The organism is Nocardia sputi (assembly GCF_023501985.1).
Window position 1 is genome coordinate 16,718 of the sequence record NZ_JAMFLC010000004.1, and the last position, 19,501, is coordinate 36,218.

Below are 19,501 nucleotides of genomic sequence, written 5' to 3' on the forward strand. Positions count from 1 at the left end.
TTCGTTCCTGATAGGTCTGTCTGCACCCGGGTAGTGACGCGGCTCAGCGGCCGGTCCAGCTCGGTGGTCTTTTCTCGGTGAACGCGCGCGGCCCTTCTCTGGCGTCGGCAGAGCCTGCGCGCAAGGTCTCCCAGTGGTATCGGGCGGTGAACGCCTCGGGCAGTGGCATGGTGGAAGCCGCGGCCGCGGCCTCTTTGATGGCCCGCACCGACAGCGGGGCGCAGGCGAGGATGTCGGCGACCCAGGCATCTGTGCACGCGTCGAGGTCGGTGACGGCGACAACTTCGTTGACGAGGCCGAGTTCGGCGGCGCGGGCCGCGGTCATCCGGCGGCCGGTGAGCAGATGCCCCATCGCGATCCGATAGGGCGCCTGCCGGGGTAACCGGAACACTCCGCCCGCGCCGGGGATCAGGCCGAGTTTGGCTTCGGTGAGCCCGAACTCGGCGTTGTCGGCGGCGACGACGATGTCGCAGGCGAGCGCGAGTTCGAAACCGCCGCCGAGTGCGTAGCCGGCGACCTTGGCTATCAGCGGCTTCGCGAAGCCGAACCGATCGGTGATCCGGGGATGGCCGGGTCTGCCCGCGCTGCCGAACGTCGAGTATCCCTCGCCGTGGGCGATGCGCTGGGACAGCTCCTTCAGGTCCTGCCCGACCGAGAACGCGCGCCCGCCGCGACCGCTGAGCACGGCCACCCAGATCTCATCGTCGCGTTCGATGTCGTCCCACACCTGGGCCAGCTCGGTGTGCATCCGCGAGTTCATCGCATTGAGCACGTCGGGGCGATCCAGCTCGACGGTGGCGACCCGGCCCTGCTTGCGGTAGACCACGGTGGTCAGGTCCGGCAGCGGTGTCACTGCCGCGCTCCCGCGCTGAACCGGCCCACTTTCGCCAGCACGTCCACGCCGTAGAGCCGCAGCGCCTGATGCAGGGCGAACTCGGCCATGTAGGAGCGGAACGTGTCTTGCGGTTCCTCGGCGGTCACGATCATGTGTTTGTTCGCGACCACCGCGTCGGCTGCCAGTTGCTCGGCGGCGCGGGAGATCTCGGTGTCCATCGCGTCGGGTTCGACGACGCTGTCGAAGACGTATCGCGCGGCGGGTTCGGTGGCGTGGATCCGCTTGCCCCAAAGGATCACCTCGCGCGAAAGCCGCGAGGTCGAGCCGCGCCCCAGCCGGAGATTGCCCGCGCCCGGCACGATGCCTTCCTGTGCCGCCGGGAGGCTGAAGTAGCTGTCGGCGGCGGCGATCACGCGGTCGAAGACGAGCAGCAGTTGCGCGCCGCCGCCGATGGCGAAGGTGTCCACGGCGGCGATCCACGGTTTCGTGTGCAACCGCGGGGGCCATTCGGCGGAATCGCCGAGGGTGGACAGGCCGCGCAGGATTTTGGCGATGTACCCGGTCTCACGGCCGAGCAGGAATTCGACGTAGGAGATCTTGCCCTGGTGCAACCGGGTGAGATTGATGCCCGCACTGAACACCCGTTTGCCGCGGTAGCGCGGGTGGTTCATCTCGCCGCCTCGCACCACCCCGACCTTGGACCGGTCGTCGAGTAGCACCAGGTCGACCGCGGTTTCCATGTCGGCGACGTGCTGGTTGTCCTCGGCGTTGAGGCAGTGGGTATTGGTGATCGTGATGGTCGCGGTGTGGCCGGACCGGGTCAGCGTCGCCGCGGGCATGGTGATCCGGCCGGTGCTCTCGAAATCCGGCAGCAGCGCCTGTGCGCGGCGGGTCGGCCTGCGCATCGCGTCGAGCAGGTGGTTCCCGGCGATCGGGTCGGCGAACACCGCGTGGAAGAAGATCCCTTGGTCGACCTCCCAGCCTTCCTTGTGCGCCTGCACCGCCGCGGCGTCCGCGGCGTCCGCGGCGAGCTGACCAGGGTCGGGGAGCAGACCGGGGAACAAGGTGGTGACGGCGGCGGCGAGCTCGGTCAACCGCGGCGATTCACGCAGATTGTCGGTGGCGGCGAGATACACCTCGTGCAGATGCGCGCGTAAGAATGCCCGGCGTTGGGCTCGCAAAGCATCGAGGGCTTGCGCGGCTCGTGCGGCCTGGGCATCGTCGCGGCCTGCGACGGGCCCGAGTTCGGCTAGGACGCGGCCGCATTCGGCGGCCGCGTCCTGCAATGCGGCCTTGTCGTATCCGAGATCGCCGATGAACTGCGGCAGTGTGGTCACAAGGTGCTCCCGAGCCGACGCAGGGCGCGGTCGGATGCCGCCAGATGCGCCCCGAGCGCGTCTTCGAATCGGGTGGCCGCGGCATCCAGGACCAGGCGCCTGCGGATGGCGATCTCCGACCCCGCGGTCGCCTCGAACAGCGCCAGACCTGCCTGGATCGCTTGGGTTTCGGCTTCGGCGCTGTCATCGATCGCCGCGTCCACCAAGCCGTGCTCGAGCGCTTGGGATGCCGAGAGGCTGCGGCCCTGTATCGCGAGCGTTCTGGCGAGCCCCGCGCCGTGCTGGGCGACCAGCCGATGCAGCGCCATGGCCGGCCAGCTACCTCCGTCGGAAGCAGCGAATCCGAGAACCGACCCCGATCGCAGGATGCGGTAGTCGGCGACGAGCAGCAGCTCGGCCGCGGGACCGTAGGCATCGCCGTCGACGGCGGCGACGATCGGCGCGGGCGCCTGTTCCAACCGTCGCAAGGCGCCTTCCCACTTGCCGACGGTGCCGATGTCCACCGCACCGGGCCAGGAGAAATCGTGGCCCGCCTCCGGCCCCCTGATGTACAGGACGACACCGTGCGGCCGGTCTCGCGGGGCGTCTTCGGCGCGCAGTGCGATCGTGGTGACCGCGTCGATCAGCTCGGCCGACAGCGGTTGATCGGCCGGTATCACCGCGGCTAGGACGTTGGTGCCGGACCCGTTGGATGTACTCATCGTTCCCCCTGTGTGTAGTGCGATCGCCGTGGATCAGAAGCGGAGCAGAGCGGTCTCGATCTGCGAACCTGGGCCCATCGTCATGAGGACGCCGTAGTCGCCGGGGCGGACCCGGCCTTCGGTGAGCAGCCGCTGATAGGAGAACAGGAACGAGCCGCTGGAAAGGTTGCCGAAATCGCGCATCACCCCGGTGGTGTGGCGAAGATCGTGGGCGGTGAGACCCAGGTTGATCTTGACTGCGTCGATGACCTTCTTGCCGCCGGAGTGCACGATCCAGTGCGCGATGTCCTTGCGACGTAATCCGGTGCCGTGCAACAGCTTGTCGATCACGATCTCGGCGTGCGCGCCGACCTCGTAGGGCACTTCCTTGTCGAGGTAGAAACTGAACTTCCCGGCGTCCTCGTCCCAGTCGTAGCGCATCGCGCCGACCGCGTGCCGGATCATGTAGCTGCTGGTGGTCAGCAGCGAAGGCGTCGGGCTCGAACCCGCCCGCGCCGCCGCGCCGCTGCCCGCGCCGGCCTGCACTGCCAACGCGGCCGCACCGTCGCCGAAGAGGCTGTTCACCACCGCGGTGCGCATCGTCCCGTCGAAAACGTAGGCCGCCGAGCATGCCTCGGAGCAGACGAGCAGAGCGAGCTCGCCCGGATGCGCGGACGCCCAGTTGGCCACGGCGCCGAGTCCGTTGAGCCCGGCGTTGCAGCCCATGCCGACCACATCCAGCCGGGCCGTGTCCGGATCCAGGCCCAACTCGTTGATCAGGAGCGCACTGAAGCCGGGCGTGAGGAATCCGGTGGTGGTGACGGCCACCAGATAGCGCACTTCGTGCAGTTCACGACCGATTTCGCGCAGGCATCGGCGCAGTGCGTCGGCGCCGGTGCGCACACCCTGACGGCGATGTTTCTCCAGCAGCTCGCCCTGGGTTTCGACTCGGAACTCGCCGTCGTCGCCCCGTGGGGGCAGGGCCAGATGTCGTTGCTCGATGCCGCCGTTGAGGAAGACGCCCCGGATCTTCGGGTCGGTGATCTTCAGCAGATCGATGAGTTCACGTTGGTTGTAGCGATCCGGCGGGTTGGCTGTGGCAACTCCGAGCAACTTCGGTGGAGTGGCCACCCGCTGGGTGTGGCTGCGTAGGTTCTGCTCGAGTGCTTCGACCCGGGCGGTGCTCATGGTCGTCATGCTCAGTTCCTGTGCTGATAAGTGGAGGCGCGCAATCGTGCGGGCGCGAGAGACCGATAAATGCGATGCGTTTACGGCCGGCGCTACATGGCAGCCGGCAGACGACAGTAAGTCGGACTGTTATCGCCCGTGAATGCGTGCTACGCATTCATCGAGCAGGGCACATCGAATAAATTGGTATGCCACCCCCATTCCCCCCGAGCAGTTGATCAATTCGGCACAGCCGCATGGCGGCTATGTGGTGGTTCGGCTTCTGGTCAGGCCCGGAAGCGAAACCTCGATCGGTTCCGAACAGTACCCCTGCTCGATCAGGGGTGGCAACCCCTAAACGTTAGGGGTGTACCCCGATCGTCGGTGGAGGGATGTCGAAACATGTTGTGCAAGAGCATATTTCGTGCCCGGACTGCCGCCCAAAAGGTCGTCCGTAAACGTACTATCGACCATCTTTCAGTGGCCTTAGGTTCGCCTGGACAAGTGACCGACCAACGCCGGTGATCGGTGTGACCGTGGTCTAATCAGCGAATGGAGTCACTCACCTCGGCGCTGGTGCCGCACGTCTTCGCGGAGACGCCGGGACACTTGATCAGGCTGCTCTACCAGCGGCACAATTCCATCTGGCACGCCACGGTGGGTGACTCGATCACGCCGACGCAGTTCGCCATTCTCAACGTCGTCTACAGCGACGGGCCCTCGACCCAGCACGAGATTTCCGTCCGAGTCCGGACCGACACCTCGACAATGGCGCAAGCCGCCGCCTCACTGGAGCGCAAGAATCTGATCAAACGATCGGTGAACCCCGCCGACAAGCGGGAACGGCGGATCGCCCTCACCCGCACCGGACGCCGGGAATACGCGCAGCTGCTGTCGAAAGCCGATGAAGTTCAGCGCATCCTGTTCGAGGTACTCGAACCGGACGACCATCCCCGTGCCCTCGCCTTGCTGCAAAGCCTCGCGGGGATCCCACCGGCCACGCCGGCCCGCACCGATCAGCGGTGAGCGACCGGCGCCGGAGTTGGGCAGGAGGTGCAGGCCCCCATTTCGATCGCGCTGCGCGCAACTCGTGAGCACCCGGCCGGGGTGCGCGATGGTGGGCTGATGACGACCACCGAGGCCCAATCCACCACCGACGCCGAACTGGATGCGATCTTCGGACCGATATTCGACCGCATCGCCCAGGGCGCCGTGGCGCGCGAGATCGATCGAACCCTGCCCTATGACGAGGTGGGCCTGCTGCGCGCGGCGAAGTTCGGCGCGCTGCGCGTTCCGGTCGAGTTCGGCGGGTACGGCGTCACCGTCCGGCAGCTGTTCCGGTTGCTCGTAGAACTCGCCGCCGCCGAATCGAACCTGCCGCAGGCGCTGCGGGTCCACTTCTCGTTCGTCGAGGACCAGTTGCTGTCGGGCCAGGGGGCCGAGCGGGAGCGCTGGTTGCGCGCGGTGTCCGACGGCACGCTGGTGGGCAACGCGATCACCGAAGCGGGCGTCGGCGCGGTGGACCGCTACCGCACCACACTGACCCAGGACGGGGAACGGTGGCTGCTCAACGGTGTGAAGTACTACAGCACGGGATCGCTGTACGCGGACTACATCTTGGCGGCCGCCGACCGCGACGGTGAGCGCGTCGGGGTGCTGGTGGACGCGCACGCCGAAGGTGTACGCCGGCACGACGATTGGGACGGCTTCGGGCAGCGGCTGACGGCCAGCGGCACCACGGAATTCACCGACGTGGTGGTCACCGAGGACCGCATCCTGGGTCCGGGCTACGGCGCGCCCGGCCCGACCTACGCCACCTCCTACCTGCAACTGGTGCAACTCGCGGTGCTCGCAGGCATCGCCAAGCGCGCCGAGCGCGACGTCCGGGAATGGGTCGCGGCGCGCACTCGCGGCTACACGCACTCCGCGGCCGATCTGCCCCGGCACGATCCGCTGGTGCAGCAGGTGATCGGGCGGCTGTCGGCGGCCGCGTTCGCCGCCGAAGCCAGTGTGCTGGCCGTCGCCGATGTGCTCGACGAGGTGCTGGCCGGCGGCGCGGACGACGACGGTGCCGTGGTGGCGGCCGAACTCGCCGCGGCGCAAGCCCAGCTCGCGGTCATCGACCTGGTGCTGCCCGCCACCTCGCTGCTGTTCGAAGTGGGTGGCGCTTCGGTGGTCTCCGAACGGCTGCGGTTGGATCGGCACTGGCGCAACGCTCGCACCATCTCGGTGCACAATCCGGCGATCCAGAAGGCGCGGGCGGTCGGCGATCACCTGCTCAACGGCGTCGATCTGCCGTTCGCCTGGAGCGCGGGCGAGCGCACGCCCGCCAGGGGAGCCGCGCAGTGACCCGCCGGATCCGCTTCAACGCCTTCGACATGAATTGTGTCGCCCATCAGTCACCCGGGCTGTGGCGGCACCCGGATGACCAGTCGCACCGCTACAAGGAGCTGGGCTACTGGACCGAGCTGGCGCGGCTGCTGGAACGGGGGCGCTTCGACGGCATCTTCATCGCCGACGTCCTCGGCACCTACGACGTCTACGGCGGCGACGACGCCGCCGCGCTGCGCCAGGGGGCGCAGATTCCGGTGGCCGACCCGTTGCTGCTGGTCTCGGCCATGGCCGCGGTGACCGAGCATATCGGGTTCGGCATCACCACCGGCACCGGATTCGAGCACCCGTACCCGTTCGCGCGACGGCTTTCCACCCTGGACCATCTCACCGACGGCAGGCTCGGCTGGAATGTGGTGACCGGTTACCTGCCCTCGGCGGCGCGTAATTTCGGCGCCGCCGACCAGCTCGACCACGACGAGCGCTACGACCAGGCCGACGAGTACCTCGAGGTGCTGTACAAGTTGTGGGAAGGCTCGTGGGAGGACGACGCGGTGGTCCGCGACGGGGCGGCGGGCATCTACGTGGATCCGGCCAAGGTGCACCACATCGGCCATCGCGGCACGCACTTCACCGTGCCCGGCATCCACCTCTCGGAACCGTCGCCGCAACGCACGCCGGTGATCTATCAAGCGGGAGCGTCGCCGCGCGGGGTACAGTTCGCGGCCGAGAACGCCGAGGCCATCTTCATCGCCGGCCCGTCGAAACGCGTGCTCGCGCAGACGGTATCCCGGATCAGGAACGCGCTGGAAGCGGCGGGCCGCGCGCGTGACTCGGCGCGTGTCTACGCGCTCGCGACGATCATCACCGACGCGACCGACGAGGCGGCGCGGCGCAAGCACGAGGAGTACCTGTCCTACGCCAGCGTCGAGGGCGGTCTGGTGTTCATGTCCGGATGGATGGGCATCGATCTTTCCCGCTACGACCTCGACGACCCGATCGGCGAGGTGCAGAGCAACGCGATCCAGTCGGCGGTCGCGGCGTTCCAGGAATTCGACGACGACGGGCGGGAGTGGACGGTCCGCGATATCGGCAAGTGGGCAGGCATCGGCGGTATGGGTCCGGTGTTCGTCGGTTCCGGGGAGACGGTCGCCGACCTGCTCCAGGAATGGGCGGCCGAGACCGATCTGGACGGATTCAACCTCGCCTACGCGATCACGCCGGGATCCTTCGAAGACATCGTCCGGCACGTGGTTCCGGTGTTGACCGCCCGTGGCGCGTACGCGGAGGAGTACGTGCCCGGCACGCTGCGCAACGCCCTGTTCGGCGCGGGCGACCGGTTACCCACGGACCATCGTGGCGCGAGTTACCGGTTGGGAGGTTCCGGATCGACCGCCTTGCCGGACGCGGTGTCGCGGCCGGGAGCAGCGCGTCGGCGTCGGTGACACCGGGGGCGAGTCGTGGCGCGGCTGCGGTGATTCCGGCGCGGCGGTCGGCGCCGAGGCGGGTTTCGGCGATGTGGCTCAGCGCGTGCACGTAAGAGCCCCTGTACCGGACCGGTCACCGGAGCGTCAGGCCGAGCGGGTCTTCGGCCCGGCATCGACAGCCGCCGAGATCTATGAAGGTCGGCTTCCAGAACTGGCGACCTCTCTCGGCCAGCTGGCCCCGGTCAACGACTTCGTCGAAGCCCACGGGCTGCGCTGGGCTCCCGCACCTGAGCCGTCGCAGCGGTACCCGGACGGTTACGGCTACCAACACGGCGACGAAAGTTGTGTTGGTGGAGGGGGAGTATTCCAACCTTGGTCTATCGGCTGGGTTTGACTGTCTCGGTGGCGGTGGGCAGGTTGGTGGGAGTCTGCGGTGGCGATGTCCGCGGCCGGGCACGAGGCGCAGACCCTGAGGAAGGCAAGGGAGAAGGGTGTCGTTGTCCGACCTGGGTTTCTATGTCCACTTCGCCACGTGTGGCGAAGTGTTGGGGGCCGGCATCGGCACCAGTCCTGCGGAGTGGGAAGCGAAGCTGGGGTCGGACTATATCGATGACAGGGTGCAGGCCCGCATGCGCCGGGACTACGGCCTTGTGGAGCTTTCGTTCGAGGAGGACAAGGGTGAATGGTCCTGCTTCGGCATCAGCGTGCAGGCGCACCGTCTGATCTGGGGTGAGGTATCCACCGTGCCAATGTTCCTCCGAACCGAGTACGGCGAGTTCGCGACTCGGGTGGGGTTCGACGAGTTGGCTGCTCTGATCACCGGGCTGGGCTACCGCATCGAACCGGACAACGACGCGACGACCACCGACATTCACCGATACAGGGTCCTCGAGTCCGGTGCGAGGGTCTTCGTTGTCGCCGACGCTGATCCTTACGGAAGTGCCGATGTGGATGCGGAGGATCCTGTCGAGCGCAGAGTGGGCGATGTGTGGTCGATCAACTTGTCCCGTGCTTGGTGGTCGGGCTGAAGCCTGAGCGAGGACACTGCGCCACCACCACTCCAACAGCGGTGTCGAAATGCGGGACCGCAAACATCACACTCCATCAGGGGATGCTCAATCGATTTCGTATCGCAGCATCACGAGCGCGTCGTCCGCCCACTCCGAGATACTTTGAGGTGGTGGTAGTTCCACGCCCGCAACGCCGCTCGTCGCGCCGAACTCCTGCGCCAGCGCTGCCATCAGCGCTGAAGCCTGGGGCAGTGTCGCGGGGTCGTTGTCCGGGTCGTCCATGCTCAGGCCGAGGACGAGATCGTTTTCCTCGGTGAGGGTGATGATGGCCTGGTAGTAATCGTTGGCTTGCAGGTAGAGGGAGAATGCTCTCTTCGCGCAGGGATCTCGGCGCAGTTCCGCCAGAGCGTCCAGGTCGCCGGGAGCCGGTTCACCTGCGATGAATGTTCGGACGAAGGCGTCGAAACGAGGCTCTTGCGGGTTTTCGGTGTCGACGTAGCGGTTGATGAAGCGTGAGAGCACGGCGGCGCGGTCACTGGGATGGACCCGGACGTAGACGTCAAGACTGGGAGGCATCTCTCAGCACACGCATTCGAACGTCAGCTCACTATGCACCGGAGTCGCGGTCCACATGGCCTCGACGAGTGCCTGCCGCTGCGCCTGGGCACGCACTTCGGCTAGCGCCGCTGCTCGTAGCGGGCCGATCGGCTCGAACCTGAACCCCGTATCGGGGGCGTCCAGACCAGGCTCGTGGGCGAGCAGTGCCGGCTCGTCGTCGAAAACCATCGTCAGCTCGACTTGCCACAGGTGCTGCCAGTCGGGATCATCGGCCTCGATCTGCTCGCCGGGGTCGACCACAGCAAGTTGTCTGGTCAGCGTCAGGCTGAGACGGTTGTTGTCCCAGGAATGCCGACCCCATTGAACGATGAATCCATCACTGTCGTCCGGCGCGATCCCGTCGATCTCCGTCTGCGAGAACTCGACGAACGCACGCCATGCCGCCTCGACATCGGTTACCGCAGCCGGGCCGACGCCATGCTTGCCCAGGAACTGCTCAAACGATTCGGCGGCTGCTTGCCATGGGATCGGCATAGCGAACGGTATCAACGGCAGCTCGGATGGAACCGAGGCGACCCACGCCGCCACCCGCGACCTTCTCTCACACCCCGGGACAGGACCTGCGTTCTCGAGGTCATCTTCGGCCTGCTCGATATGTTGCTGACCGAGCGGGAGAGCATCGAACAGAACGATCTTCTGCCGCATTACCGCACAGCCGCAACACCATCGTGCCGGATCGCGGTGTATTGGCCCCAGTCTCGGGCGGAGAGTGCTGCCCATCGGACGGCGGTTTGTGGGGCCAGTCCGAGTAGGTCGGCGAGGACGGGAACGGGCATCACGGCGGCGAGCTGGAACATGGCTGCCTTGCGGGCGTGGGAGGGGTGGATGCCGCGGGCGACCAGCCGCGACCGCATGCTCTCGGTCGTGAGGTGCTTGCCGGGAACCCCGCCGGGGAACAGCCATTGGTCGGGGCGACTGACGTAGGAGGCCCATCCGGGGCGGGTGAGGTGGTCACGGACGAGCCGGTCCAGGGGGTCGGGAAGCTCGATGGGTTCGGTGTCGAACGTGACGGTCACAGCGTCGGGGTGGGTGGTGATCTGGTGTGCGCGCATGCGGCAGATGCGGGAGACCGGCTGGGCGAACAGCAGCATGAACAGGCCGCCGATGCGGGCGTAGAGGTGGATCGTGTCGTCGTGGAGCAGGGTTTCGACGTGATCCCACCGCTGCTCGTCGGACAGCACGACCTCCGGCAGCGACGTCGGGGGCTTCGGTATCTTCAGGCCAGACGTCACGCCGGTCTTGCCGGCCCATTCGATGAACGGCGCGAGCATGCCGGCATGGCCGGGATGCTCGACCAGGTAGCCGTCCAACTCCGCCTGCGTGAGGTGAGGCAGTGCGATTTCTCGGTCGTCGAGCCAGGTGAGGAACCCGATCGCGGACAGGACCGCTGCCCGGCCGCTCAGAGCGGCGGAGCGGGTGACTCGGTCGCCGAGTAGGTGTAGTCGGCGCAGAACGTGCCATCGGGCGAAGCGGTGGACCAGGTCTGCGCGAGGCTTGGGGTGCGCGGCGAGGAGGTCACCCAGCCACGACGGAATCCGCGCGACCAGCGGCTGATAGTGCGGCAGAACACCCGTCGCGGCGAGGAGGTCGCGGATGTAGTTCACGTTCCGGTCGCAGGGCAGATCATCGAAAGCGGCGTGACTGATGGCCATTTCGCCGCGCGCCATCAGAGCCAGAATGTCCGGGCGCGAGGAGCGCCGCGTCAACCAATACAGCGTGGTCTGGGCCCGGGGCCCGGTGAGCAGTGTGTCGTAGACAGGCCGCAGGAGGGGGTGGACTTGGCCGGTGTCGTCCGACAGCAGGTCGGTGAGGCGGTGACGCAGGGTGCAGGTTGCGCAGCAGGCGCCGAAGACGTTGTCCTCGCGGCCGCAGTCGCGGCAGGCGAACGAGGAGGTGTTGCCGGTGCAGGCTGTGCAGGCTGGCCGACGTTGCTCGTCGTAGAAGGCCAGGACTTTCTGTTCACCACATCCCGGGCAGACCTGCACCGCCCGCCGTCGTCGCATCCAGCACGCTTCGCAGATCCGCTGTTCGAGGAACACGCGCGTGTGTTTCGCCGACCGCCCGCACTGCGGGCAGACCCTCGGCGGCACGGGCCGCCGCCCCATCAGGGCTGCGGCCGGCGCACAGTTGCCCGAATCGGCCGCAAGGCACCGATTTCCAAGCCCTCCTCGGCGGCGCCGTCGGTGCCGGTGGCGACGACTTCGTCGTACTCGACGGCGGGTTCGAGCAGATCGTTGGGTTCGCAGTCGAGGATGTCGCACAACGCTGCCAGCAGATCGGTGTTGATCCGCTGCGGCGCTGTCGTGACCAGGCGGTGCACGTACTGGCGGCTCAGATTCACCCCGCGTTCGGCCAGCAGCGGGACCAGTTCACTGGTCTGGAACATGCCGCGGGTGGCCATCATCTGACGAAGATGCCAGCGCATGACGAGGCGTCGACCAGTCACCAGTCCTCCTTCCCCGTGCCGTGTTCCGGTGCGTAGACCCTGCTCAGCGCCGAACGTAGCGTCTTGTTCTTGAAGTCGCTGCTCACCGAGGCGTAGATCGCGGTCGTGGACGCGAAATGGTGGCCCACCTGCTCCTGCACGAACCGTTCCGGATACCCGAACTCGATCAAGTGCGTCACGTAGGAATGGCGCAGACAGTGCAGTGTCAGATCGGACTCGAGACCGGCCTCACCGCGGATCCGGGCGAACCGTCTCTCCAGGAAATGGGCATCAACCCGGGTCAGGCGTTCGGTCAGCCACAACGCCGGATGATCCCCGGCCGCGAAGATCGGCCGCGCGTGCTCGACCCACTGCCGCATCCCGGCCACCACCCAATCGAACTCCGGCACCGTCAGCACGGTCCGCCGACGCGGGACACCACCACGTGTGGACTTGCCGTAGCGCACATGCACCGACCCGTAGGTGCCCCACTCGGGCACGTGCGGATTCGGCCGCAGATCCACCACATCCAACCGGCACAACTCGTTGCGGCGCAGCCCATAGGCATACGCGGTTTTGACCATCTGAGCATCACGCAACGCGGCCAGCGCCCCCTTGCGCCCTGACCCGGCGATCCGTTCCACCCGGTCATCGAGGAAGTCGAACAACTGCTGCAACTCGCTGTAGGACAACGGTCGTCGCCCTGGCCGGCCTTCATAGTCGGTCAGATGGACCACGGTGTTCCACTCGTGGCAGACCTGAACCGGCACCTGCCCGAACCGGTCCCGACACTGGCGAACCCACTCATAGCGAGCATCGGTCAGATAGTCGCAGAACATCCGCAACGTCAGGTGATAGCCGCGGATCGTGGACACCGCCAACCGTCCACCCGTCTCCGAGGTCAACGACACCGTGAAGTCCTCCACGTCCGCCGGCGTCCACGCCCACGGGTAGGAACCGGTGAACTCCACGAAGCGGCGCACCAACTTGATGCGCGGATCGATCGTCGACTGCGACAGCATCCGCGCAGCCTGTTGCTTCGTCCAACCCGCCAGCATGCCGTCGAACACCGCTGCGGGCTCATCGAGATGCCGCACATCCTTGACCAGAACCAGCCCCGCAGCACCAGGGATCTTGTTCAACAAACCCGCTCCCGACCGTCAACGGAAAAGCGACAATGTCGCCTCAAAGTAGCCGGGTTCGCGACGAAGTCAAGGACCACCAGGTCATCGGAATCGTGTCGCGCATACGATCAGCGATAGTCCACCAGCACTGCCGCCAGACGGTCACCTTTTAGTCGATAGTCCCGGTTAGGAGGCATGGTGCAAAGGGTGTGCCAACGTATACCCCCTAGGCGTGTATTTGCGGTCGCACTGACCAGGGAGAACGAGCATATGTTGTTTTTCGGCGATTACTACCGCGACCCTTTGTAGCTGGGGGTTGCTGTGCTCATGTTGTACGTGCTGCCAGCAACCGGTCGAGATCCGCACGGAGGGTCTGTTCCAGACTCGAATAAGCGTTCCTGGAGCCCTCGGACACGGCGGAGTTGGTTCCTTCTTGCGCCCATTGCAAGTCTTCGGCGGTCCGTCGGATCGCCGAAGCTCGTTCGAGCGGGGTGCCTTCACGGGCGATGGTCTCATTGGTCACCACCCGCCAATCGACGCCCGAGCCTTGCAGGGCGGCGCGCAACTGCGGGCCGGGTGCTTCGGGTAGCACCACAAGATCGAAATCCGGCGTCGTGACGTCGCCGAGGATCTGCGCTTCGACATGCTGCCTCGATCTGAACGGCTGACCGTCGTAGTCGCGGCCGACGCCGCTCAGCACGGGATCGGCAGACCGCGCTCGGGCGTGATAGGACCATTCGAGGGGATCGGTGAGCGGGGACGGAATTGCGTATGGCTTGTGTACGCCCGAGTCACCGACAACGAAGGCGGTGCGTTCACGAACGTCAGGCGTCAGGTAGAGCTGGTAACGGCCGTACTCCCTGGTCAAGAAATCCGGTCCTAAGCCATCCAGGAGAGGTCCGGCAGGACGCACGCCCCCGACGGCGACAGAACCGTAGACGGGGGAGCGTCCGGCTACGAATTCCCGGCCGAACCACTGGCTTTCGTCGTGTTCGCGCCATCTGTCGTTCCAGACCGGCTTGTAATGGCCCTCACCGAGTATGGAGATCAAGTCCCGCTCGGTCGGCACTCGGATCACCACCGGTTGGCCTTCGAGGGCGGTTCGCAACTCGTTTCTCATCTGCGTCCGCACATCGTCGAGACTTCGACCGAGCGAGGACGCCAACTGCTCCATATTCCGATGAATGTGAGCGTACTGCTCGAGTCGTGACCAGGGCTCGTCCCGTAAGTCCTCCAGCTCGAACTCTGTGGGGCCGCGGTCTCCGAACCGCTCGCGTAGTTTGCGGTCCAAGTCCTGCCTGGCCGTCGCGAGAGTTCGCTCGTCAGGAGGGGCCGGGCAGACACGACGGACGACCGTCGGGGTCTCGGGTTTCCCCGGCCCCCCTTCGGACCCGGCCGTATCTCCCATCGACCGAGCGACCCGATCGCCGCCTTGTGCGTCCTTTGCCTCGAGTTCGTCGAGCCCCGAGCGAAGTTCCCCGGTCATGTCATCGGAGAAGGATTTGTGTCCCTGGGTGAACCTTCCGAAACTTCGACCGATCCGCTGGGCGCCCTCGCGAAGCAGGTGTCTGGCCCACATGAATCGAACCTTTGCGGTGACCTTCCGTTGCATGCCCTCGAAGCATGCTATCCGACCGCTAAACCCTGTACGACCCCACCTCGAGAGCCGGTAAAGGGTCCTGGTAGTACTCGCGCGGAAAACAACGACAAGGGTCCGACCAGCAGCGATGGCGCGTTACCAGAAGCCGAACCAAACCCTCATCGGCAGCCGAGCCCAAGCACCAACCCAACCCACCCGACCCCGAACACGAAAACGTTCTCTACCAGCCCGCCAAGCCATATCCGCCCGATTCTCGGCCGATACTACGGCGACCCCCGCACACATCCCGCGCCCAGGCGAGGATCCCCTCGCACGACGACGTCGAGGCGGTCTGGTCGTGGAAGACCGGGGTGCCGTTGTCCGGGGCAGTGCGCTACGGCACGCAGTACGACTACCGGTGCCCGCGGTGCCGCCGCGAGGTGGTCCCGCCGATGCGACCGACGTGCTTCCGTAACGTAGTCGGGCGGCGCCGGGAGCCCAGCGCGGCGGCGCCCGGCGGGTCTTTGCCCGCGAGGCGATCAGATCGCGGCGAGGAATATTTCGGCTACCGCTTCCAATCCCGCACGATCGACTTCGTCGAAACGCCCGGGGCGCGGACTGTCGAGGTCGAGCACCCCGACGAGTGCTCCGTCCCGCACCAAGGGCACCACTATTTCCGAACGCGTGTCGGCATCACAGGCGATATGGCCGTCGAACGCGTGCACATCCGGCACCAACTGAGTCTGTCCGGTCTGCGCCGCAGTGCCGCACACGCCTTTTCCGAGCGCGATGCGTACGCACGCGGGCTTGCCCTGAAACGGGCCGACGACCAGTTCGCGTCCGTCGTAGAAATAGAAACCCACCCAATTCACATCGGGCAGCGCATGGAACACCAGCGCGGAGAGGTTGGCGGCGTTGGCGATACGATCCGTTTCGCCCTCGACCAGCGCTTCGGCCTGCGCGGCGAGCCGACGGTACTGCTCGGTGCGGTCTCCGGTCAATTCGGCGACGACGAACGACATGGCCCGAATGGTACGCGCTCGGAAAGCGCTGTCTGCCCATTGATTCTCGGTGATCGCAACACTCTCGCAACGCCGTGCGGGCACAGCATCATCCCTGCATGACATCGCAGCAATCCGTATCCCGTTCCACTCGTTCGGCCGCGGTTATCGGCGCCGGACAGACCGGCGTCACTGCGGCGCTAGGACTTCTCGACGCCGGTTTCGACGTCACCCTCTACAGCGAGCGTGATCAGCGAGCCTTGCGTGACGGCGTGCCCGCCACCGGCACCGCGCTGGAATTCGGCGAGACCCAGCAAGCCGAGGCCGCCCTCGGATTGGACAGCTACACCGCGCGGGCGCCCCGCCACACCGGCCTGAGCGTGCGCATCGCGGGACCCGAACGCGCCGAATTGATCCAGTTCGACGGCCATTTCGACGGATACGTCGGCGTCGCGGTCGACACCCGGCTCAAGTCCGACGAGCGGCTCACCGCGTTTCTCGAGCGCGGCGGCCGGTTCCTGGTCGAGCAGGTGACGCCGGAGACGCTCGACGGCATCGCCGCGGCCAACGAACTCACCTTGGTCGCGACCGGGCGTGGCGGTCTGTCGGACCTATTCCCCGTCGACGCGCAGCGCACCCCTTACGACGCCCCGCAGCGCTCGCTGCTCACCGTCACGGTGACCGGCATCGGTCACGACGAGAGCGTTTTCGCCCATCGCAGCGTCGCAGGCGGCGCGCACAGCGGCTTCTCCATCCTCGTCGAGCAGGGCGAAGGGTGGTGGGGTCCGTACCTGCACAAGGACGTCGGCCCCAGCTGGGCGTTCCTGGGTTGGGCACGTCCCGGCAGCGACTGGGAGAAGCGTTTCGCCGCCGCGGACTCCGCCGAATCGGCGCACCGCATCGTGCAGGACCTCTACCGCGACTACATCGACTGGGATCTGCCGGAAGTGCTGGCCACCCGGACCATTCCGGAGGACCCGCACTCGTGGCTGAAGGGCGCGGTGCGTCCGGTCGTGCGGTCCGGTGTGGGGCGCACGGCCGGCGGGCACGCGGTCGCCGCGCTCGGTGACACCGCCATCGCCTACGACCCGATCGCCGGGCAGGGCGCGCAGAGCGGACTGATCCAGGCGCAGCGGCTGGTCGCGGCCGCCGCCGTGTACGAGGGACCGTTCGACGAGGCGTGGATCGCAGGTCAGTACACGGCGTTCCTGGCCGCCCGCGCCGACGCGGCCAACAAAGTGACCAGGCTGTTCCTCAGCGATCCCGAGCTGGCCGACATCGGCAACGCGTTCTTCGCCGCGGCGGCCGTCGACCCGGCGTTCGCCTCGGCGCTGGTCGGCTTGCTGCATCGCCCGCAGCCGTTCCTGCCCGTCGACTCGCCGGAAGCGGCCAACGAGTTCATCACGCGGGTCACCGGTGTGGACGCCGCCGAGCTGCTGGGCAGGTTCGCACCCGCGGGCACGTTCTCCAGGTCGAGCTACGCGCCCGCGCTCGCCGACGCCTGATCCGATCGCACGGATTCGAACTCTCGTCCCGATCGGGGGCCGGTGCTGGAGTGGAAGGAGCGCCGGACGCATTCGTGGCGTCCGGCCTCCGATCCGACGGCTACCCCCGAAAACCATGGAGCAGCTATGACAACGGAGCAGATCGCCGAACAGATCCGGTTCGCCTACTGGGTGCCCAACGTCAGCGGGGGACTGGTCACCAGCGATATCGAACAGCGCACCAGCTGGGATTTCGACTACAACAAGAAGCTCGCGCAGACCGCGGAGAACAACGGCTTCGACTACGCGCTGTCCCAGGTGCGCTACACCGCCTCCTACGGCGCGGAGTTCCAGCACGAGTCGACCTCGTTCAGCCTCGCGCTGCTCGGTGCCACCGAACGATTGAAGGTCATCGCGGCCGTGCATCCCGGGCTGTGGCACCCGGCCGTGCTCGCCAAGTTCGGCGCGACCGCCGACCACCTGTCGGGCGGCCGGTTCGCCATCAACGTCGTCTCCGGCTGGTTCGCCGGTGAGTTCACCGCGCTCGGCGAGCCCTGGCTCGAGCACGACGAGCGCTACCGGCGCAGCGCGGAATTCCTCGAAGTGATCCGCAAGATCTGGACCGAGGACAACGTGGACTACGGCGGTGACTTCTATCGTATCCGGGACTTCACCCTGAAGCCCAAGCCGCTGAACACGTCTGAGCGCCCGAATCCCGAACTGTTCCAAGGCGGTAACTCCACGGCCGCCCGGCGCAACGGCGGACGCTACGCCGACTGGTACTTCTCCAACGGCAAGGATTTCGACGGCGTCACCGAACAGCTCGACGACCTGCGCGGCGTCGCCCGCGCCCACGACCGCGAGGTGAAGTTCGGCCTCAACGGCTTCATCATCGCCCGCGATACCGAGGCCGAGGCCCGCGACACGCTCCGCGAGATCATCGAGAAGGCGAACAAGCCCGCGGTGGAGGGCTTCCGGGACGCGGTGCAGCAGGCGGGCGCGTCCACCAAGGACCGCAGGGGCATGTGGGCCGACTCCACGTTCGAAGACCTGGTGCAGTACAACGACGGTTTCCGCACCCAGCTGATCGGCACGCCGGAGCAGGTGGCCGAGCGGATCGTCGCCTACAAGCAGCTCGGCGTCGACTTGATCCTCGGCGGCTTCCTGCACTTCCAGGAGGAGATCGAATACTTCGGCGCGAAGGTGCTCCCGCTGGTGCGCGAGCTGGAAGCCGCGCAGCGACCTGTCGCGGTGGTGAGCTGATGACCGCGGTCGCCGCCGATCGCATTCTCTCGGCGGCACAGGCGTTCGCCGTCGCGCAGCGGCTCGCGGCCGACTTCGCAACGGGGGCCGCGCAGCGCGACCGCGACCGCGCGCTGCCGTACGCGGAGGTCGATCGGCTGGCGGCCAGCGGCTTGCTCGCGATCACGGTGCCCGCCGCACACGGCGGCGCGAATCTTCCGCCGAGCGCGGTCGCGGAAGTGACGCGGATTCTCGCCACGTCCGATCCCAACATCGCGCAGATTCCGCACAGTCACTTCGTGTATCTGAATCTGCTCCGGCTCGCGGGAACGGACCAGCAACAGAAGCGGTATTTCGGACGTGTGCTCGACGGTGGGCGCATCGCCAACGCGCAGTCCGAGCGCGGTGGCGCGACGGTAGCCGAGATATCGACCACGTTGCGACCCGTCGGCGATCGCTTCCGCGTGGACGGCGTGAAGTACTACTGCACCGGATCGCTGTTCGCCGACCTGTTCGCGGTGCTGACCCGGCTGGACGATCCGCAGGGGCACAGCGGCCTCGAGCCGGGCGAGTACATCGCCTACCTGCCCGCGAACACGTCCGGCGTGCGCGTCGTGGACGACTGGAACGGGATCGGGCAGCGCACAACCGGCAGCGGAACGGTGTCCTTCGACGACGTGGTGGTCGACCGCGATCAAGTGATCCCCCATGCCGGTGCGGTGCGCGCGCCCACCGGTTACGGCGCGTTCGCCCAGCTGCTGCACGCCGCCATCGACACCGGCATCGCCCGGGGCGCGCTCACGGCGGCGACGGAGTTCGTGCGCACGAAGAGTCGTCCATGGTTCGAGGCGGGGGTCGCGAACGCGGTCGACGACCCGCTGTTGGTCCAGCGCTTCGGTGAGTTGTCCGTCGCGGTCACCGCCGCGGAGGCGACCCTCGCCTCGGCCGGATGGACGGTGGACGCGGCCACCAGGACCGATCCGAGCGCCGATCGCGTCGCCGAGGCGTCGCTGGCCGTCGCGACCGCCAAAGTGCTCGCCGACCGCGCCGCCAACGACGTGTCCGCCGCGTTGTTCGAGGTCGGCGGAACGCGCAGCGCCGCGGCGGATCTGAACCTGCATCACTTCTGGCGCAACGCGCGCACGCACACCCTGCACGACCCGGTGCGCTGGAAATACCAGCACATCGGCCGTGCCGTGCTGCACGACGCACCACCGCCACTGCACGGCGTGATCTGAGAG

The 19,501-nt window shown here is 66.9% G+C and carries 19 protein-coding genes; 8 read left to right on the plus strand and 11 right to left on the minus strand.

Features of this window, described 5'->3' with window-relative positions; genetic code table 11:
- Positions 1 to 43: 43 nt before the first annotated feature.
- Genes dpgD through dpgA form a run of 4 tightly spaced genes read right to left on the minus strand, consistent with a single transcriptional unit; the run spans position 44 to position 4,049 of the window.
- The gene (gene dpgD, locus M8859_RS07125) at positions 44 to 853 is read right to left on the minus strand and encodes an enoyl-CoA-hydratase DpgD (RefSeq protein WP_249644021.1); all 810 of its coding nucleotides are present in this window, start codon (positions 851 to 853) and stop codon (positions 44 to 46) included.
- On the minus strand, positions 850 to 2,172 hold the full coding sequence (gene dpgC / locus M8859_RS07130; RefSeq protein WP_249644022.1) for a (3,5-dihydroxyphenyl)acetyl-CoA 1,2-dioxygenase DpgC: 1,323 nt from the start codon (positions 2,170 to 2,172) through the stop codon (positions 850 to 852). Before dpgC ends, dpgD begins: the two co-directional genes overlap by 4 nt.
- Positions 2,169 to 2,873 (minus strand): enoyl-CoA-hydratase DpgB, encoded by a 705-nt coding sequence (gene dpgB / locus M8859_RS07135; RefSeq protein WP_195069711.1) that lies wholly within the window; start codon positions 2,871 to 2,873, stop codon positions 2,169 to 2,171. Before dpgB ends, dpgC begins: the two co-directional genes overlap by 4 nt.
- Positions 2,874 to 2,906: 33 nt before the next feature.
- A complete protein-coding gene (gene dpgA, locus M8859_RS07140) occupies positions 2,907 to 4,049 on the minus strand; it encodes a 3,5-dihydroxyphenylacetyl-CoA synthase DpgA (protein ID WP_195069710.1) in 1,143 nt (380 codons plus the stop codon).
- 522 nt (positions 4,050 to 4,571) lie between these two features.
- On the opposite strand from dpgA, the gene M8859_RS07145 reads away from it, so the two are divergent.
- The 5 genes from M8859_RS07145 (at position 4,572) to M8859_RS07160 (ending at position 8,805) form a co-directional block, all read left to right on the plus strand.
- Positions 4,572 to 5,045 carry a MarR family winged helix-turn-helix transcriptional regulator gene (locus tag M8859_RS07145; protein ID WP_159930600.1) on the plus strand — a complete coding sequence of 158 codons (474 nt, stop codon included), beginning with the start codon at positions 4,572 to 4,574 and terminating at the stop codon, positions 5,043 to 5,045.
- A 99-nt stretch (positions 5,046 to 5,144) separates the two neighbouring features.
- The gene (locus M8859_RS07150) at positions 5,145 to 6,368 is read left to right on the plus strand and encodes an acyl-CoA dehydrogenase family protein (protein ID WP_159930601.1); all 1,224 of its coding nucleotides are present in this window, start codon (positions 5,145 to 5,147) and stop codon (positions 6,366 to 6,368) included.
- The gene (locus tag M8859_RS07155) at positions 6,365 to 7,795 is read left to right on the plus strand and encodes an LLM class flavin-dependent oxidoreductase (RefSeq protein ID WP_249644023.1); all 1,431 of its coding nucleotides are present in this window, start codon (positions 6,365 to 6,367) and stop codon (positions 7,793 to 7,795) included. The genes M8859_RS07150 and M8859_RS07155 overlap by 4 nt, the downstream gene beginning before the upstream one ends.
- Positions 7,796 to 7,880: 85 nt before the next feature.
- Positions 7,881 to 8,171, plus strand: a complete 291-nt coding sequence (locus M8859_RS37925; protein WP_504928413.1) for a hypothetical protein — start codon at positions 7,881 to 7,883, stop codon at positions 8,169 to 8,171.
- A 97-nt stretch (positions 8,172 to 8,268) separates the two neighbouring features.
- On the plus strand, positions 8,269 to 8,805 hold the full coding sequence (locus M8859_RS07160; protein WP_249644024.1) for a hypothetical protein: 537 nt from the start codon (positions 8,269 to 8,271) through the stop codon (positions 8,803 to 8,805).
- An 87-nt stretch (positions 8,806 to 8,892) separates the two neighbouring features.
- Here M8859_RS07160 and M8859_RS07165 read toward each other — a convergent pair whose 3' ends face one another.
- The 7 genes from M8859_RS07165 to msrC form a co-directional block, all read right to left on the minus strand.
- A complete protein-coding gene (locus M8859_RS07165) occupies positions 8,893 to 9,363 on the minus strand; it encodes a hypothetical protein (RefSeq protein ID WP_249644025.1) in 471 nt (156 codons plus the stop codon).
- A 3-nt stretch (positions 9,364 to 9,366) separates the two neighbouring features.
- Positions 9,367 to 10,050, minus strand: a complete 684-nt coding sequence (locus M8859_RS07170; RefSeq protein WP_249644026.1) for a hypothetical protein — start codon at positions 10,048 to 10,050, stop codon at positions 9,367 to 9,369.
- The gene (locus tag M8859_RS07175; RefSeq protein ID WP_249644027.1) at positions 10,050 to 11,408 is read right to left on the minus strand and encodes a hypothetical protein; all 1,359 of its coding nucleotides are present in this window, start codon (positions 11,406 to 11,408) and stop codon (positions 10,050 to 10,052) included. The genes M8859_RS07170 and M8859_RS07175 overlap by 1 nt, the downstream gene beginning before the upstream one ends.
- Positions 11,409 to 11,509: 101 nt before the next feature.
- Entirely contained in the window at positions 11,510 to 11,830 is a 321-nt protein-coding gene (locus M8859_RS07180) for a helix-turn-helix domain-containing protein (protein ID WP_249644089.1), read from the minus strand.
- A gap of 17 nt (positions 11,831 to 11,847) precedes the next feature.
- On the minus strand, positions 11,848 to 12,972 hold the full coding sequence (locus M8859_RS07185) for a tyrosine-type recombinase/integrase (RefSeq protein WP_308221171.1): 1,125 nt from the start codon (positions 12,970 to 12,972) through the stop codon (positions 11,848 to 11,850).
- Between the two features lie 307 nt (positions 12,973 to 13,279).
- Entirely contained in the window at positions 13,280 to 14,074 is a 795-nt protein-coding gene (locus M8859_RS07190) for a hypothetical protein (protein ID WP_159922126.1), read from the minus strand.
- Between the two features lie 998 nt (positions 14,075 to 15,072).
- A complete protein-coding gene (msrC, locus tag M8859_RS07195) occupies positions 15,073 to 15,555 on the minus strand; it encodes a free L-methionine (R)-S-oxide reductase MsrC (protein ID WP_249644029.1) in 483 nt (160 codons plus the stop codon).
- Positions 15,556 to 15,653: 98 nt separating this feature from the next.
- On the opposite strand from msrC, the gene M8859_RS07200 reads away from it, so the two are divergent.
- The 3 genes from M8859_RS07200 (at position 15,654) to M8859_RS07210 (ending at position 19,498) form a co-directional block, all read left to right on the plus strand.
- Positions 15,654 to 17,039, plus strand: coding sequence for a styrene monooxygenase/indole monooxygenase family protein (locus M8859_RS07200; protein WP_249644030.1), 1,386 nt, complete (start codon positions 15,654 to 15,656; stop codon positions 17,037 to 17,039).
- A gap of 126 nt (positions 17,040 to 17,165) precedes the next feature.
- Positions 17,166 to 18,281, plus strand: a complete 1,116-nt coding sequence (sfnG, locus tag M8859_RS07205; RefSeq protein WP_249644031.1) for a dimethylsulfone monooxygenase SfnG — start codon at positions 17,166 to 17,168, stop codon at positions 18,279 to 18,281.
- Complete coding sequence (locus M8859_RS07210; protein WP_195069704.1) at positions 18,281 to 19,498, plus strand: SfnB family sulfur acquisition oxidoreductase; 1,218 nt, start codon at positions 18,281 to 18,283, stop codon at positions 19,496 to 19,498. The genes sfnG and M8859_RS07210 overlap by 1 nt, the downstream gene beginning before the upstream one ends.
- The last annotated feature ends 3 nt before the right edge of the window (positions 19,499 to 19,501 follow it).